General features: G+C 43.7%; 16 protein-coding genes. 13 read left to right on the top strand and 3 right to left on the bottom strand.

Features of this window, described 5'->3' with window-relative positions:
• Nucleotides 1–22 precede the first annotated feature (22 nt).
• Both EP58_RS02355 and EP58_RS02350 read right to left on the bottom strand, forming a co-directional pair.
• Nucleotides 23–715, bottom strand: a complete 693-nt coding sequence (locus EP58_RS02355) for an SDR family NAD(P)-dependent oxidoreductase (protein ID WP_036089539.1) — start codon at nt 713–715, stop codon at nt 23–25.
• Between the two features lie 17 nt (nt 716–732).
• A complete protein-coding gene (locus tag EP58_RS02350; protein WP_036089536.1) occupies nt 733–1,044 on the bottom strand; it encodes a DUF2316 family protein in 312 nt (103 codons plus the stop codon).
• A gap of 146 nt (nt 1,045–1,190) precedes the next feature.
• On the opposite strand from EP58_RS02350, the gene EP58_RS02345 reads away from it, so the two are divergent.
• The 4 genes from EP58_RS02345 (at nt 1,191) to EP58_RS02330 (ending at nt 4,727) form a co-directional block, all read left to right on the top strand.
• On the top strand, nt 1,191–1,613 hold the full coding sequence (locus EP58_RS02345; RefSeq protein WP_036089533.1) for a MarR family winged helix-turn-helix transcriptional regulator: 423 nt from the start codon (nt 1,191–1,193) through the stop codon (nt 1,611–1,613).
• Between the two features lie 148 nt (nt 1,614–1,761).
• Nucleotides 1,762–2,445 carry a metal-dependent hydrolase gene (locus EP58_RS02340; protein ID WP_036089530.1) on the top strand — a complete coding sequence of 228 codons (684 nt, stop codon included), beginning with the start codon at nt 1,762–1,764 and terminating at the stop codon, nt 2,443–2,445.
• Between the two features lie 18 nt (nt 2,446–2,463).
• Nucleotides 2,464–3,780 carry a CBS-HotDog domain-containing transcription factor YtoI gene (gene ytoI, locus EP58_RS02335; protein ID WP_036089596.1) on the top strand — a complete coding sequence of 439 codons (1,317 nt, stop codon included), beginning with the start codon at nt 2,464–2,466 and terminating at the stop codon, nt 3,778–3,780.
• Nucleotides 3,781–3,797: 17 nt separating this feature from the next.
• The gene (locus tag EP58_RS02330) at nt 3,798–4,727 is read left to right on the top strand and encodes a DHH family phosphoesterase (protein WP_036089528.1); all 930 of its coding nucleotides are present in this window, start codon (nt 3,798–3,800) and stop codon (nt 4,725–4,727) included.
• Nucleotides 4,728–4,768: 41 nt separating this feature from the next.
• On the opposite strand, the gene EP58_RS02325 is transcribed toward EP58_RS02330, so the two are convergent.
• Nucleotides 4,769–5,152 (bottom strand): GyrI-like domain-containing protein, encoded by a 384-nt coding sequence (locus EP58_RS02325; protein WP_159106204.1) that lies wholly within the window; start codon nt 5,150–5,152, stop codon nt 4,769–4,771.
• Nucleotides 5,153–5,249: 97 nt separating this feature from the next.
• Here EP58_RS02325 and EP58_RS02320 point away from each other — a divergent pair, with 97 nt between their 5' ends.
• From EP58_RS02320 to citZ, 9 genes are all read left to right on the top strand, one after another.
• Nucleotides 5,250–6,155, top strand: coding sequence for a helix-turn-helix transcriptional regulator (locus tag EP58_RS02320; protein WP_036089523.1), 906 nt, complete (start codon nt 5,250–5,252; stop codon nt 6,153–6,155).
• A 103-nt stretch (nt 6,156–6,258) separates the two neighbouring features.
• Nucleotides 6,259–9,582 carry a DNA polymerase III subunit alpha gene (dnaE, locus tag EP58_RS02315; protein WP_036089520.1) on the top strand — a complete coding sequence of 1,108 codons (3,324 nt, stop codon included), beginning with the start codon at nt 6,259–6,261 and terminating at the stop codon, nt 9,580–9,582.
• A 197-nt stretch (nt 9,583–9,779) separates the two neighbouring features.
• Nucleotides 9,780–10,655, top strand: a complete 876-nt coding sequence (gene accD / locus EP58_RS02310) for an acetyl-CoA carboxylase, carboxyltransferase subunit beta (RefSeq protein ID WP_036089518.1) — start codon at nt 9,780–9,782, stop codon at nt 10,653–10,655.
• Nucleotides 10,645–11,601, top strand: coding sequence for an acetyl-CoA carboxylase carboxyltransferase subunit alpha (locus tag EP58_RS02305; RefSeq protein ID WP_036089515.1), 957 nt, complete (start codon nt 10,645–10,647; stop codon nt 11,599–11,601). Before accD ends, EP58_RS02305 begins: the two co-directional genes overlap by 11 nt.
• 309 nt (nt 11,602–11,910) lie before the next feature.
• Entirely contained in the window at nt 11,911–12,870 is a 960-nt protein-coding gene (gene pfkA / locus EP58_RS02300) for a 6-phosphofructokinase (RefSeq protein ID WP_036066729.1), read from the top strand.
• A 238-nt stretch (nt 12,871–13,108) separates the two neighbouring features.
• A complete protein-coding gene (pyk, locus tag EP58_RS02295; RefSeq protein WP_036089512.1) occupies nt 13,109–14,866 on the top strand; it encodes a pyruvate kinase in 1,758 nt (585 codons plus the stop codon).
• 393 nt (nt 14,867–15,259) lie between these two features.
• A complete protein-coding gene (locus EP58_RS02290; protein WP_036089509.1) occupies nt 15,260–15,640 on the top strand; it encodes an FxsA family protein in 381 nt (126 codons plus the stop codon).
• A gap of 123 nt (nt 15,641–15,763) precedes the next feature.
• On the top strand, nt 15,764–16,225 hold the full coding sequence (locus tag EP58_RS02285) for a DUF441 domain-containing protein (RefSeq protein ID WP_036089592.1): 462 nt from the start codon (nt 15,764–15,766) through the stop codon (nt 16,223–16,225).
• 63 nt (nt 16,226–16,288) lie between these two features.
• Nucleotides 16,289–17,410, top strand: coding sequence for a citrate synthase (citZ, locus tag EP58_RS02280; RefSeq protein WP_036089506.1), 1,122 nt, complete (start codon nt 16,289–16,291; stop codon nt 17,408–17,410).
• Nucleotides 17,411–17,422: the final 12 nt, after the last annotated feature.

Genomic DNA, 17,422 nt, shown 5'->3' with positions numbered 1-17,422 from the left:
AAATCGCGCAGAAATTAAATGTTTACCATGGAATAATACCATCGTGGCTCATAAAAATACCAGTTGGGCCGTCTTTGTCAATGGTTGCCATTTGCACGATCGCGTCGGATCCTTCTTGAACGGTTTGGTGGCCTTGCCCTGTTAAGCCAGTTTTGGTTGGGCCTGGATCGACCGCATTGATTTGCATGTTCGGTAAACCTTTGGCGTACTGGACTGTGAGCATGGAAGCGGCGGATTTGGACGAGCTGTATACTAGCGGGTTTAGTTTGGATTCGATTTGTTCTGGATTTAGAACTTGCCCGAATGAACCGAGGCCACTGCTCACGTTGACGATAATGGGTTGTGTCGATTTTTGCAAAAGTGGTAAAAAGTGATGGGTGGCGCGCACGACTCCGAAAACGTTGACTTGGTAGACTTGCTCCATCATGTCGACGGTGATTTGTTCTGGCGATGCGACATTTCCTGAAACGCCGGCATTGTTGATAAGGACGTCTAAATGGCCTTCTTTTTTCTCGATTTCTGTGGCTGCTTGTGCGACGGAAGCTTCGTTTGTGACGTCTAAAACGATGAAAGCGACGCCAAGTTCCGCGGCTGCTTCTTTTCCACGAGCGGCATCGCGTGATCCGATATAAACTTTGTACCCAACTTCTTTCAAACGTCGCGCGGTTTCAAATCCTAATCCGGCATTTCCGCCTGTAATTAAAGTAATTGTCATTGTAAATTCCTCCTAAATTAGTTATTTCCTTTGCTGAGCTGCATTTTATCGATTTTTTTCGTCTTTAAAAACCAGTATTGATGGTAATTGCCTTGTAGCGCGCTAAATGGGACAGGCATTTTTCCCGATTTCAAAATATGTTGCTCTAAAAATTCCTTGAGAATCCACGGGTCTTCGATTGATTTTTGTTCTAATTGGAGAATGCGATGGATTTTTTCTGGGCTTGTTTGTAGTTCGGTTGCAATTTGTTCGATTGTAAGGCCTGATAACACAAAGTTTTGTTGAAATTCGTGTATTGTATTTTTCATTTGTTGTGGGCTTAGTGACATGATTGATTCCTCCTGATTTATAGTTGTTTTTAATACAGTTGTAATTAAAACTATTTAATGAATATGACTATACGCTGTTTTAGAATAGTTGTCAATTGAATTGTTTTAGATTAAACTGTTTAAAAGACATGAAGGAGGAGAGGCATTTGATTTCAGGCGAAAATGAGTTGTCAGAGAAAATTTATCAGTTGAGTTTGTTACAACAGGATTATATTTCAAAACGGTTGAAAGGGGTTCATTTGAATCTTTTGCAGGCGAAAAGTTTGAATTATGTGGCTGCGAATTCGGGGACGATTCAGAAGGACTTGGCGCATTATTTAGGGAAGCAGAACGCGACAATCACGAATATTTTGAAAGAATTGGAGAAGAAGGGGCTTATTTATCGGGAGATACCTAGCGATAATGAGCGGCAGAAGCAGATTTTTCTGACAGTAGAAGGAGAAGAGTTGGTTCGTCATGTGCAGCAAGCGTTTCGTGATTTGAACGAGGGAATGGAGAAGGCTCTTTCTGGAAGGGCACGAAAACATGTAGTGGCTGGTTTAGAGAAGATGATTGCGGACTTTGATTAGATATCGGGTGTGTTTTCTGTACTAGTATAGCGATGTTTTACGTATTTTCGTGTCATCATTAAACGGTGTTATTGCAACACTTTGCAATCGTTTTATGGTATAGTTTATGTATTAAATATAATTAGTAGTACAGAAGGGAAGTCAGAATATGCAAATTTCATTTCATGGGCAATCTTGTATTAAAGTGGTGGCGGAGGACGTGACGATTCTTGTGGATCCATTTATTTCAGGGAATCCGCAGTGTGATTTGGTGGTGGAGAATGAGAAACCGGATTATATTATTGTGACGCACGGGCACGACGATCATGTGGGGGACACGGTCACGATTGCGCAACAATCGGGCGCGACGGTGATTGCGAATGTGGAACTGGCAACGTTTTTAAATATGCAAGGTGTGGAAAATTTGGCGCCGCTACATATTGGTGGAAAGCGTCCGTTTGATTTTGGAACGGTGAAATTGACGCAGGCGTTTCATGGTTCGTCGACGGTGCAAGATGGCAAAATTATTAATTTAGGCTTGCCGACGGGATTCGTGTTGACAATCGATGGGAAGTCGATTTATCATGCTGGCGATACGGGATTGTTCTCGGATATGAAATTAATCGGGCAGTTGAACGAGCTTGACGTGGCGTTTTTGCCGATTGGGGATAATTTTACAATGGGGCCGGAAGATGCGGCGATTGCAGCGGAATTTTTGCAGGCGAAGGTGGTTGTACCAATGCATTATAATACGTTCCCGCTGATTGCACAGGATCCGCACGCGTTTGTGGCGAGTTTGAATACGGAATTGCGTGGGAAAGTGCTGGATATTGGCGCATCGATGACAATTTAGAGGGAATGGGTGAGTGGCTTGGCGACAAAGCATGAGCAGATTTTGAAATATATTGAAGAGCTTGCGGTGGGCGAGAAAATTTCGGTTCGGAAAATCGCGAAAAACTTGCATGTCAGTGAAGGGACGGCTTACAGGGCGATTAAGGATGCGGAAATTGTTGGCTTTGTTAGTACGATTAAGCGTGTCGGGACAATCCGGATTGAGCGGAAGCAAAAGGATAGTATCGAGAAGCTGACGTACGCGGAGATTGTGAATATGATCGATGGTCAAGTGCTTGGTGGCCGTGCTGGGCTTCATAAATCACTGAACAAGTTTGTGATTGGTGCGATGACGGTGGAGGCGATGGAGCGCTATACGGATGCGGGGAACTTGGTGATCGTTGGGAATCGGGTGGATGCGCAGGAGTTGGCGCTAGAACGTGGTGCCGCGGTGCTGATTACGGGTGGCTTTGATACGGTGGAGTCGGTGAAGAAATTGGCGGACGAGAAAGAGTTGCCAATTTTATCGACGACGTATGACACGTTTACGGTTGGAACGATGATTAACCGGGCGATTTTTGACCAGTTGATTAAGAAGGAAGTCGTGTTTGTGGAGGATATTTTGACACCGCTTGAGAAGACGGCTTATTTGAGCACATCGGATCGGGTCGAGGATTGGTATAAGAAGGAAACATCGACGGGGCACAGCCGTTTTCCAGTGGTGAATAAGGCGATGCGCTTGTCGGGGATGATTACGAGCAAAGACGTGATTGACAAAAATTTATCGATCTCGATTGAGCGAGTGATGACGAAAAATCCGTTGACGGTCGGTCCGAAAATGAGCGTGGCGTCGGTATCGCACATGATGATTTGGGAAGGTATCGAGGTTATCCCGGTTGTGAAAGATGATTTGACGCTGATTGGGATTGTGAGTCGACAGGATATTTTGAAGTCGCTGCAAATGATTCAGCGGCAGCCGCAGATTGGGGAGACGATTGACGATACGATTACGAATCAGTTGATTGAAAAGACGACGGATGATGTGTCGGAACTGGATTTTCAATTTACCGTGACGCCGCAGATGACGAACAATATCGGGACGCTTTCTTACGGCGTTTTTACGCAGATCGTGTGTGATGTTGTGCAGCAAAAACTGTTTTCTTTGAAGAAGCGCAATGTGGCGATTGAGAATATTTCGATTTACTTTTTGAAACCGGTACAAATGGATGCGACGATTGTGATTAAACCGCGGATTTTGGAGATTGGACGTAAGGCGGGAAAAATCGATATCGAGCTGTATTTGGAAGGTATTTTAGTGGGTAAAGCGATTGTGGCTTGCCAAATGATGGAACGTTAAGGATTGGTGGAAATAGGATGAAAAAAGCAATTTTAGATGTGATTAAGAAATATGAGACGATTATTATTCACCGGCATGTGCGGCCGGATCCGGATGCATATGGTTCGCAAATGGGACTCGCGGCGGTTTTAGAAGGCAATTTTCCAGATAAGTTGGTGTATTGTGTTGGGGAAGGTGAGCCGTCGCTTGATTTTCTTGGGAAAGTGGATGCGATTGAGGATTCGGTTTATGAGGGTGCGCTTGTGATTGTTTGTGATACGGCGAACACGGAGCGGATTGATGACGCGCGCTATTCGCTTGGCAAGGAGCTTGTGAAGGTTGATCACCATCCGAATGACGATGCGTATGGGGATTATAGTTGGGTTGATATGGGGGCTTCGTCTTGTAGTGAGATGATTACGGCGTTTGTGGAGGCGTTTCCGAAAGAATTGACGCTGAACGAGAAGGCGGCGCGGTTGCTGTACGCTGGGATTGTTGGGGATACTGGACGGTTCTTATTCCCGAATACGACGCCGAAAACATTGCGTTACGCGGCGGACCTTGTTGTTTTCCCGTTTGATCGCACGGAAATTTTTACAAAAATGTATGAGACACCACTGAATGCGGTCAAATTATCAGGCTATATTTTGCAAAATTTCCAGATGGCGGCAAATGGCGCTGCGCATATTTATATTAACCGAGCTTTGCTGGAGCAGTTTGATGTCACGGCGCGCGATGCAGCACAGTTGGTGAATCGGATTGACAGCGTTATTGGGATTAAAGCGTGGATATTATTCATAGAAGATGGCGCGATTATCCGAGCGCGTTTACGATCAAAAGGGCCTGTTATCAACGGTTTAGCAAAGGAATATCGTGGCGGTGGGCATCCGTTGGCATCTGGTGCGACGCTTGAATCGGAGTCAGAAATCCCAGAAATGGTGGCAAAACTAGAAGCATTATGTAATTGAATAAAAGAGCAGTAAACCAAATTTGGCGTACTGCTCTTTTTCTATGCGTTTAGACCGACATAAATCCGAATCGAGCCATCAGGAGTGTATTCTTCATAGTCAAAAAGGTAACTTCTATGGAGTTCGGTATTCCAAATTTCTTGCCACGTCGCGAAAACCTCTTTTTCTACGTTGAAAACTTGATATGGTTGTTCAGGAATCATGATTTTTTTTGCATTTTCAGAATGAGGCATATTGCTCGCAACGCTCACCGTATAATCTCCCTTGTAGTCACTCTCATAATCAGCATAAATACCATAAAACGTGGCGTCTGTTTGCTGTAATTTTTGCGCTTCTTGCCATAAGCCGCCTATTTTCGCAGCGACTTCGCGGTCATTGAAATTATTCGTACGCGTTTCGTTTATCCAATAAATTTCTTGCATCATTAAAACCTCCTTTTCCTCTATAATAGCGTATTCGATTGACAGCGTTATGTCATATTTAAATAGTATGTTAGGATAAAATGAGAAGAGGTGAGCCATTGTGAAAATCGATCGTTTATTGGAAATTTTAATCTTATTAATGAACAGGAAGCAGTTGCAGGCAAAGGATTTGGCGACATATTTTGCGGTGTCGGTCCGGACCATTTATCGTGATATCGAAACGCTCTCATTGGCGGGTATTCCTATCGAGATGACGCGCGGGAGAACAGGTGGAATTAGTCTTATGTCAGGGTTTAGCTTAGCTCGAATACCGATTACCGCGAAGGAAAAGGATGTCCTTCAAGTAGCACTCCAAAACCTTTCAACGACGAATTTTCCAGAGGTGGCGTCTCTAATGGAGAAGTTTCAGGCGCTATGGGACGCGGTTGAGAAGGATTGGATTGTGATCGATCCAGCTGAATATGGAGCTCCGCCTGAACGAAATGAGATTTTTGCGCTAACGAAGCAATGTATTTTGGAAAATCGCAAAGTCGCTTTTATCTATTATAATAGCAATCGGCAGAAAACGAGGCGGGAAGTCGCACCACTGAAGCTTTGGTATCGCGGGAATGCATGGTATTTATGGGGTTATTGTTATTTGCGGAAGGCATATCGTTTATTTCATGTGCATCGTATGGTAGACGCTGTGATAACGGACTATTTCCAACCAAATTTCGAGGAATCTGCGTTTGATGCGTTTCGACAGCAAGCCGTGACACCAGCACCGAAATTGGCAGTACATCTTGTGTTTGAGGCATCTGTATACTACCGGTTATTAGCGATTTTCCCAGCTGAAATTTTGCAGGTGGTTTCAGGGCGCATCGAAGTAAAAACGGAGATCCCGAAAACAGATTGGCTGTATTCTTTTTTATTATCGTTTGGTGCGGACGTTCAAATCATGGCGCCTGAATCGCTGCGACTAGAAATAAAGGCAAACTTGCAACAAGCTATCAAACATTATGCGTAGGTTCGGGGCAGGTGATAAATAAAAGCGAACATATGGTTTCTTTTTCGGGGGATAACCGATATAATAGAATGGAGAATGTTGTTCGAGAGAGGAGACGTGGATAATGGGATTTGTTCATTTACAAGTGGCTAGCGCGTACGATTTGTTATCAAGTACGGCGGCTATTGACGGGATTATTGAGAAAGCACAACAATTTCATTATCCAGCAGTCGCGATTACCGATCATAATGTGATGTATGGTGTTATCGAATTTTATCAAAAGTGCCATGCTGCGGGGATTAAACCGCTTATCGGGATGATGATTTCAGTGGAGGGCGTGACGCAACCGCTTGAGACCTACGAACTGCTCCTGCTCGCGAAAACAACGCAAGGCTACCGTAACTTACTCAAAATTTCAAGTGCCATCGAGACACGCGAGGAACAGAAACTACCGATAAAGTGGCTAGAATCGTATCGAGACGGCTTGCTGCTATTCTCGCCGGGTGAAGCTGGAGAAATCGAACGCTTGATTCGCCAAGGTTTACACGAAGATGCGCGCTTGGTTGTGACGAAGTGGCAGGAAATTGCTGGTGAATCTGGATTTTACATGACATTACAAAAAGAAAATCCACATTACGAGGCCGTTCGTGATTTTTGCGAAGCGGAGAAAATCCCTGCTGTTGCCACGAAAAATGTGCAATATTTGGAGCCTAAAGGTGTTCGCAGTACAGAAATTTTGCGCGCGATTCGCGATAATGACACTGTATCGTGGCATAATTTACCGCTCGCTGGAGGAGCTTATTTCGCCGCGCCTGAGGACATGGAAAATCTGTTTACAACGCCGTTTGAGCAGGAAGCATTGGCGTTAACGGCTAAAATTGCGGATATGTGTCACGTGGAGATTGCGATGGATCAGCATTTATTGCCTAAATTCCCGCTGGCAGAAGGTTTTGAGGCAGGGCCAGTTTTGAAAGATTTATGTCATGACGCGCTGAAAATCCGTGTCGCAAATCCTGACGCAACCTATTGGGAACGTTTGGATTACGAGTTGAAAGTTATTCAGGATATGGGCTTTTCCGATTATTTTCTTATTGTATGGGATGTCATGAAATATTCACGAGAAAACGGGATTCTAACAGGACCAGGACGGGGCTCAGCGGCGGGTTCGCTCGTTTCGTACGTCCTACAAATTACAGATGTCGACCCGATTCAATATCAACTACTATTTGAACGATTCCTGAACCCAGAACGTATCAGTATGCCCGATATTGACTTGGATTTCCCTGATAATCGTCGCGATGAGGTTATTTCTTATGTCGTTAGCAAATACGGCACACAGCACGTGGCACAAATTGGCACATTTGGAACGTTAGCGGCCAAAGCTGCGGTTCGAGACACCGCGCGGACATTTGGCTTAAATTCTGTTCAATTATCCGACTGGTCTAAGCTCATTTCACGCGAACTTGGTATGACGCTAACCAAAGCGTACGAACAGTCTACAGCCCTGCAACGCCACATTATTAGCTCCGAACAAAACCAACTTATCTGGGAAATCGCGACCGAAATCGAAGGCTTGCCCCGCCACATTTCCACCCACGCAGCCGGAGTCGTTATTAGTGACGAACCGCTCGTCGATCAAATAGCCCTCCAAAAAGGCAGTGGTGACGCGCTTTTGACGCAATTTGCAATGGGGGATCTCGAAAAAATAGGACTTTTAAAAATGGATTTTTTGGGACTTCGAAATTTGACATTACTCGATCGAACGCTGAAAAATGTCAACTATATTCGGGATACAGAGCTGACTTTGCAAGATATACCGCTCGACGACGCTAAAACGCTGCAAATTTTCCAAAAAGGGGATACGACTGGGATTTTCCAGTTTGAATCTGATGGGATTAGGCGTGTATTGAAGCATTTGCGTCCGACTTCATTTGAAGATATTGTCGCGACGAATGCGCTTTACCGTCCAGGCCCGATGGAACAAATTGATACTTTTATTGCTCGGAAACATGGGAAGCAAGACATTGTCTACCCACATCCAGATTTGGAGCCGATTTTAGGCGTTACGTATGGCATTATCGTCTACCAAGAACAGATTATCCAAGTCGCATCCGTCATGGCAGGTTTTTCGCTTGGTGAGGCAGATTTACTCCGACGCGCCGTCAGTAAGAAAAAAGCGGATGTCCTAGAAGAGGAGCGGATTCATTTTGTGTCAGGTGCAGTCAAAAAAGGCTACACGGAAGCAAGCGCGAATGAAGTCTACGATTTGATTGTTCGTTTTGCCAATTACGGTTTCAATAGAAGTCATGCGGTTGCCTATTCTAAAATCGCGTTCCAACTAGCCTACCTAAAAGCCAATTATCCAGCCGCATTCATGGCCTCACTTCTTAGCGCAGTCATTGGAAACGACGATAAAATAAGCCAGTACATCACCGAAGCAAAAAACTACGGTATCAAAATGAGCGGACCTTCAATCAATCGTAGCTACTATCATTTTCAAGTGGAGGACGACGCGATAAGGTTCAGTTTACGCGTCATTCGCAAAGTTCCAAGTAAATTTGTACTCGCGATAGTCAACGAAAGAAAAGGAGCGCCGTTCAAGGACTTCTTTGATTTTTGCGAACGGATGCCTCAAAAACAACTGACCAAGCAAGTATTAGAAGCGCTCATTTACGCGGGATGTTTCGATGAATTTGGCAAAGATCGCGCCACGTATATGGCTTCGATGGACGCAGCGCTACAATATGTTAGCTTGCTTGGCGACGACGAAAAAGGAATTAATCTGTTCACAACTGATGACGAATTGTTCCGCAAAATGAAGCCGAAATACCGCGAAGCCAGCCCGCTTCCAATCGATGAAAAACTAGAAAAAGAAAAAGAATACGTCGGGCAATACGTTTCTGCGCATCCCGTCACGTTCTATCAAGATAAACTAAAACTCCTTGAAATAACACCATTATCACAAATAAAAGTCGGCAAAATCTACAAAATAGCGGCGTATATTCACGACATCAAAACGATCCGCACAAAAAAAGGTGAGTCGATGTGCTTCCTTACAATCAGTGATGACAGCCGTGAAATCAGCGCCGTCATGTTCCCAGAAACCTATCGAAAATACACAGAACTAGCCGAAAAAGGGCTTATTGTACTGCTTCAAGCCAAAGTGGACCAACGAAACGGGGAATTACAGCTCGTCATTAATAAAGCAGAGAATGTAAAAGATATCGAAGTTCCAAAACGCGCTTTTTTACGTATTAAAGAAGCGAGTCAATGGGAACAATTAAAGTCGATTTTGCTGGCTAATCGCGGTGATATCAGCGTTATTTTACATGACGAAACAACGAAGAAAACGACGCAGCTACAGCCGAAATTTAGCATTAACGGGAGCTCTGAAACAGCGAAAGCAATCACGGAACTTCTCGGAGATGGCAATTTTATCATTCGTTAGCCTTTTAAAAAATAAAAAAAATATGGTATAGTAGTGTGACTGAATAAAGGACAACAGCCGGTATCGGCATCCAAGTTGTACTAATACAGAAAGATTTAGATAAGACAAATGCGCCAAAAAATGCTACTATGGAAAGTGGACAAAAATAGTTGAAGTGCTGATTAGAAAAGAGATTGTTTCAAAAGGGGGTTCATCCTTTGTTAGGAGATTTATTTACAAAACCAAAGAAAAGGAAATATGCAACGATTCCTTCAGACGGCTCTAAGCCAGATGTTCCAGAAGGTATCATGACGAAATGTCCTTCATGTAAGAAAATTATGTACTCCAAGGAATTACAGAAGAACTTGAAGGTTTGTAGCTATTGTGGCTATCATCATTCGCTAGGGGCGCAAGAAAGAATCGCCTATTTAGTAGACGAGGGCTCGTTTTCGGAGCTGGACGGCAATTTAACGACGGCAAATCCGCTTGGGTTTGAAGATTATATGGATCGAATTGTAAAAGATAAGAAGAAAACCGACTTGAATGAAGCTATTTTGACTGGAACGGCAACGATGGCGACACTGCCATTTGTAGTAGCCGTGATGGATTCCAGATTCCGGATGGCCAGCATGGGCTCTGTTGTCGGAGAAAAAATACTGCGCGCCGTGGAAAAAGCCGATGAATTAGGCGTTCCATTTGTGATTTTTACAGCATCGGGGGGCGCTCGGATGCAAGAAGGTATGGTGTCCTTGATGCAGATGGCGAAAACATCGGCTGCCTTCAAGCGTTTCAGTAACCACGGAGGATTGGCGATTTCCATCATGACGCATCCTACAACGGGAGGCGTTTCGGCAAGTTTCGCATCACTCGGCGATTATAATTTTGCAGAACCGGGGGCAATGATTGGTTTTGCAGGGCGTCGTGTTATCGAGCAAACGGTTCGCGAAGATTTACCAGAGGACTTCCAAACAGCGGAGTTCTTATTAAAGCACGGCCAGCTGGATGAGGTTATATCACGCCTTGACATGCGCGAAACACTGCGCTTCCTCTTAGATATCCATACAAAAAAGGAGGATGCAGCAGATGGCAAATGAGCTAGAATTTGAAAAACCGATTTTAGAATTACAAACAAAGATTGCTGATCTCAAAGAGTATAATGAGAAGTCGGATGTCGATTTGACGAAAGAAATTGTGAAGTTGGAAATCCGTCTTGGTAAGCTAGAAGACGCGATTTATGGCAATATGTCTGCCTGGGATAAATTCCAAGTCGCGCGCCATCCAGAACGCCCGACGACACTGGATTATATTCCATTTGTGTTTGATCAATTTATGGAATTGCACGGCGATCGTTATTTTGGTGATGATGCAGCGATTATAGCTGGTGTCGCTACATTTAACGGTACACCAGTCACGGTTATCGGTCACCAACGCGGGAAAGATACGAAAGACAATCTGCATCGTAATTTCGGAATGCCACACCCAGAAGGTTTCCGCAAGGCGTTACGTTTAATGAAACAAGCCAATAAATTTGGACGTCCGATTATCTGCTTCATCGATACGAAAGGCGCTTATCCAGGCCGTGCCGCCGAAGAACGCGGACAAAGTGAAGCGATTGCGCGTAATCTTTACGAGATGAGCGATATGACCGTGCCGATTATTTCGATTGTTATTGGTGAAGGTGGAAGTGGCGGTGCTTTGGCGCTTGGCGTCGGCAACCAAATCTACATGCTAGAAAATGCCGTTTTCTCCGTTATCTCACCAGAAGGCGCTGCAGCTATTCTTTGGAAAGACGCAGGACTTGCCAAACAAGCTGCTGAGTCGATGAAAATAACGGCGGCAGATCTATTTGAGTTAGGCATCACAGACGGCATCATTCCTGAAATACGTGGCGGCGCCCATCGTAACGTGGAAGAACAAGCCGCACTTATCTCCGCAGTCATCCGTAAAAGCTTGAATTCGTTGTCAGCACTTGACGGCGAGCAATTAGCGGATCAGCGGTATGAGAAGTTTAAGAAAATCGGTGTTTACGAAGAGTTATAGATGATAATAAAGGTCATGAAAGCACGAGTGAAGCAAAGGTTTTGACTCATCTTTCATTGGCTTTTATTTTTATGCTATTTTAGCTTGTTTCGTGTTATACGATGTTTGGTCTACTCCACCAAGGGGTAATAAACCAGTACCAATTCCTAATAAAAAGCAATTGGTACACACCATTCGCGGGTGGAATTAATGAAAAGTTTCACAAAACATGAAAAAAGAACTAGATTCCTGCTTTCATTTTTAGGAAAAGTGATGTAGAATGTAACCATGTGATGAAAAAATATATTCATTGTTTGAGGTGGGATTTTGATGAAACGTATTGCAGTTTTAACAAGTGGTGGAGATGCACCAGGAATGAACGCTGCGGCTCGTGCCGTTGTTCGTAAAGGTATTTATGAAGGATTAGAAGTTTATGGTATCGATTACGGCTTTTTAGGCTTAGTAAACGGAGATATTCATAAATTAGATTTAGGTTCTGTAGGGGATCTTTTACATCGCGGAGGAACGTTCCTTTATTCGGCACGCTATCCTGAATTTGCGACAGAAGAAGGTCAACTAAAAGGCATCGAGCAGTTGAAGAAATTCGGTATTGAAGGCCTTGTCGTTATTGGTGGAGATGGCTCTTATCACGGAGCTGAAGCCTTAACAAAACGTGGCTTCCCGACAGTTGGTATTCCAGGAACAATCGATAATGATATTTCTGGTACTGATTTTACAATCGGTTTTGACACGGCTTTAAACACAGTGCTTGACGCATTGGATAAAATTCGTGACACAGCAACAAGTCATGAACGTACATTTATCATTGAAGTAATGGGTCGCGATGCTGGTGATATCGCACTTTGGTCTGGTCTTGCAGGAGGCGCGGAAGCTATTATCGTTCCTGAGCACAATTTTGTGATGGAAGATGTTGTCGAACGCCTAAATAAAGGACTTGCTCGTGGTAAAAAACATAGTATCATCGTCGTTGCAGAAGGTGTTATTTCTGGTAATGAATTCGCGAACCAATTAGCTGAGTTTGGCGATTATCATGCGCGTGTAACAGTTCTAGGACATGTTCAACGTGGCGGTAGTCCAACTGCTTTTGACCGCGTATTGGCAAGCCGTCTAGGCGCGCGTGCTGTCGATTTATTAATGGAAAACCGTGGCGGTCTTGCTGTCGGCATCCAAAATAATAAAATCGTCGAAAATGATATCACAGAAGTTTTAAAACAAAAACACGTGATTGATAAAGAAATGTTTGATTTAGCAACAATCCTATCAATTTAATACAACGATAGAGGTTTCTAGTTTTGCATAACTTAGAAGCCTCTTCCTACGGATTAAAATGAAAATAGGCATGAAAACTGGCTACATAAAAGCGTGCCTAAAAAAGAATGAAAAGTTTGGTCAACATGCACATAAATTCACAAAACCCTTGTACGCTAGTGAAGTTACTGGTAAAATGGGGCGGATGAGTTTATAATAAGTAATGAATGAATAGGTATTCTTAGGAGGAGTATAAAAGATGAAAAAAACTAAAATTGTTTGTACGATTGGACCTGCAAGTGAAACGGTAGAAACATTAGTACAATTAATCGAATCAGGGATGAACGTATGTCGTCTTAATTTTTCACATGGTGATTATGAAGAGCACGGCGCGCGTATCAAAAATATTCGTGAAGCTGTCAAAATTACGGGAACAGAAGTAGCGATTTTACTTGATACAAAAGGCCCTGAAATCCGTACAAACGATATGGAAAACGGGAAATTAGAATTTTCAAAAGGGGACACTGTTCGCGTAGCAATGGAAGAAGTCCTTGGAACGAAAGAAAAATTCTCCGTAACATACACAGAACTATTTGATGACGTAGAAATCGGTTCAACAATCCTTTTAGATGATGGCCTAATCGGTCTTGAAGTTATCGAAAAAGACACTGCAAACCGTGAACTAGTAACAAAAGTTCAAAACCCAGGCGTACTTAAAAACAAAAAAGGCGTGAACGTGCCAAACGTATCGATTAACCTACCTGGTATCACAGAAAAAGATGCGAACGATATCCGTTTCGGTCTAGAACAAGGAATCGACTTTATCGCGGCATCATTCGTTCGTCGCGCAACAGACGTTCTTGAAATCACGAAAATCCTAGAAGAAAACAACGCCACACACGTTCAAATTATTCCTAAGATCGAGAACCAAGAGGGCGTTGACAATATCGACGAAATCCTACAAGTATCTCAAGGTCTAATGGTTGCTCGTGGTGACCTAGGCGTTGAAATTCCTGCCGAAGAAGTTCCGATTGTACAAAAACAACTTATCAAAAAATGTAATAAACTTGCAAAACCAGTTATTACAGCAACACAAATGTTAGATTCGATGCAACGTAACCCGCGCCCAACTCGCGCAGAAGCAAGTGATGTAGCCAATGCCATTTTTGATGGTACAGATGCAATCATGCTTTCTGGTGAAACAGCGGCTGGGGATTATCCAGTAGAATCCGTACAAATGATGACTAAAATTGCGCTACGTGCCGAAGAAGCTCTAGTAGCTCAAGATAAATTTGCCCTAAAAGCTCACCAAAATTCTGATATGACAGAAGCAATCGGTCAAGCAGTTGGTCACACAGCGCGCAACTTGAACGTACACACAATCGTTGCAACAACGCAAAGTGGTCACACAGCACGCATGATTTCGAAATACCGTCCAAAATCACACATTTTAGCGGTGACTTTCAACGAACGCGTATGTCGCGGACTTTCTCTAGTATGGGGCGTATACCCACGTCTAGCAGAACCAATCGCTAATACAGATGACATGTTCGACCTTGCAGTAAAAGAATCCCTAGCATCAGGACTTGCCAAACAAGGCGACCTAATCATCATCACTGCCGGTGTTCCAGTTACAGAATCTGGTACAACTAACCTAATGAAAATCCAATTAATCGGTGACAAAGCAGTATCGGGTCACGGAATTGGTTCGACTTCCGTTATCGGTAAAGCAGTCGTTGCTAAATCGAATAAAGAAGCATTAGACAAAGCTGTAGAAGGCGGCATTCTTGTTGTTAAAACAACAGACAAAGAAATGTTACCAGCATTCGAGAAGAGTGCAGCAGTAGTTGTAGAAGAAGGCGGCCTAACTAGCCATGCAGCCGTTGTTGGAATCACACTAGGAATTCCAGTAATCGTAGGCGCAACAAACGCAACAGACCTTGTGAAAGACGGCGAAACAGTGACTGTCGACGCACGCCAAGGTAATGTTTATAATGGTAAAACGGCGACTCATTAATAGAAAAGCTGAGGAAGCCCGTTAGACCCGAAAAAATTTGTTAGGGGCCGCAGTGAAAACCCGCTCTTGGTTTTTGCGGAGGCCACGAAAATTTCGAGGGTCTGGCTTCCGAAGCTGGATCGGATGAAAAGCTGAGACAGCCCGTTAACCTCGACAGAAATTGTTAGGGGGCGCAGTAAAAGTCCTCTTTTGACTTTTGCGGAGGGCACGAAAATTTCGAGGGTCTGGCGTGTAAAGCTGGATCCGGAGGCGTAAGTCACGAACTACTCCAAACTAAAAACACAAAACCAGATCACATCCCTAACCCGGATGCCGATCTGGTTTTTCTAATCTTTCTCATTTCCCCAAAACTACGCTATAATAAAAAGAAACCACACAAAGGAGGTCACCATTTTGAAAAAAATAGTCTACTACTGGGCCGCATATGGCGTCATCGAACTACTTACCTATATCCTCCTATTCCAATGGATCGGTTTCTGGCCACTACTTTTCATCCAAATCGCCTCCACAGCTTTTGGCATTTTCATCGTAAAACGTTTATGGCGCGGCATTACTCAAAACATGCGTGAAGGAAAAACCATATCGCCATATCTACTCGATACGATTTGTCTACTCCTAGCTGGCATCCTACTCGTCATCCCAGGCATCATCACATCCATCTGCGGACTCCTCTTATTCCTACCATTCATACGCTCATGGATAAAACCGCGCATCAATCGCTGGATAGAACGCCGAATGAGTCAAGGAAACTTCACCTATTTCGATATGAAATAATAGGTCATTGGCTTTTCTTATCTATTTTCAGATATACAATAAGTATCGCTTTACATCAAGGGGTGTAGATGTGTTATAATACAACTAATCTGACGTTTTCTCAGAAGGAAAGGTTTGTTCTTCTTGTTTACAGAAAGTATGCTATTTTTACTCTTATTTCTCGGACTTGGATTACTAGCAAAAAATAACTCGTTAATCATTGCGGTTGCCGTTGTAATCTTGCTGAAACTTTTCCATGTGGATGGCAGAATTATGGAAACGATACAATCACGAGGAATCAATTGGGGAGTAACAGTTATTACAGTTGCTATCCTGATTCCAATTGCGACGGGACAAATTGGTTTTAAAGACTTAATCGATTCCTTTAAATCGGCGGCTGGTTGGATTGGCTTGCTGGCGGGAATTGCTGTTTCTATTTTGGCAAAAAAAGGTGTCGGCTACATGGCGGTAGACCCACAAGTGACAGTATCACTTGTTTTTGGCACGATTCTAGCGGTGGTACTATTTCGCGGAGTTGCGGCTGGGCCGGTCATTGCAGCAGGAATCGCCTATGTGCTCATGCAAGGTGTCGCTCTATTCAAATGAATGAACAAAAAGACAACTACATAGCAGGTGACGCTAAATTTTATATTGTTAGGGGGAAAAATAATGACGGTTTCAAAAGGTTTGGAGAATGTATATGTTGCGGAGACGTCGATTAGTTCTATTTTAGATGACATGCTGACGTATGTTGGTTATGGCATTGATGATCTGATGGAGAGTAACGCGACATTTGAAGAGGTTATTTATTTACTTTGGCATTTACGCCTGCCAAATGCGGAAGATTTGGCGAAATTTACGGGCGAAATTCGTGAAAATATGGCAGTTTCTGAGACGATTATTACAAGTTTGCGTTTGCAACATCACCAAAAATTACATCCGATGAGCGTTTTGCGGACCACGGTTTCGATGCTCGGCGTTTTTGATACGGAAGCGGAGATGGATGATGGGGAAGCTGTTTACCGCAAAGGGATTCGTTTACAAGCGAAGATGCCGACGATTGTGGCAGCATTTTCACGGATTCGTCGTGGTTTGGATCCGATTCCACCGCGCAATGATTTGAGTATGGCAGCGAACTTTTTATACATGTTGACTGGCGAAGATGCGACTTATTTGGAAGTCGAAGCGATGAATAAAGCGCTGGTGCTACACGCGGATCATGAATTCAACGCATCTACGTTTACTGCGCGTGTTTGTGTGGCAACATTATCCGATGTTTATTCGGGAGTAACCGCTGCAATTGGCGCGCTTAAAGGACCGCTTCATGGTGGTGCGAATGAGCGAGTGATTGACATGATTGAAGAAATCAAGGAAAAAGGCAATGCGCGTGAATATATCCAAAATAAGATAGATAACAAAGAGAAAATTATGGGCTTCGGGCACCGCGTTTATCAAGGTGGAGACCCACGTGCGATGCATTTGAAAGAGATGGCTCGCAAACTTACAGAGAAAAAAGGCGAACCGGAATATTACGATATTTCGGCGGAAGTAGAAGAGGCAGTCTGGGAATTCAAACACTTGAAACCAAATGTCGATTTTTACTCGGCGTCTGTTTATCACGCGCTTCACATTGATCACGACTTGTTTACGCTTGTTTTTGCGATGAGTCGCGTATCGGGTTGGTTGGCGCATATCTTTGAACAATACCGTGATAACCGCTTGATTCGTCCGCGTGCTATTTACGTGGGGCCAGATTCAAGAGACTATATTCCTGTCACAGAACGGGACTAAAATTTGCGAGGG

It is taken from the genome of Paenilisteria newyorkensis, assembly GCF_000766145.1.
Taxonomy (GTDB): Bacteria; Bacillota; Bacilli; order Lactobacillales; family Listeriaceae; genus Listeria_A; species Listeria_A newyorkensis.
This window is presented reverse-complemented; position numbering and strand designations above follow the sequence as displayed.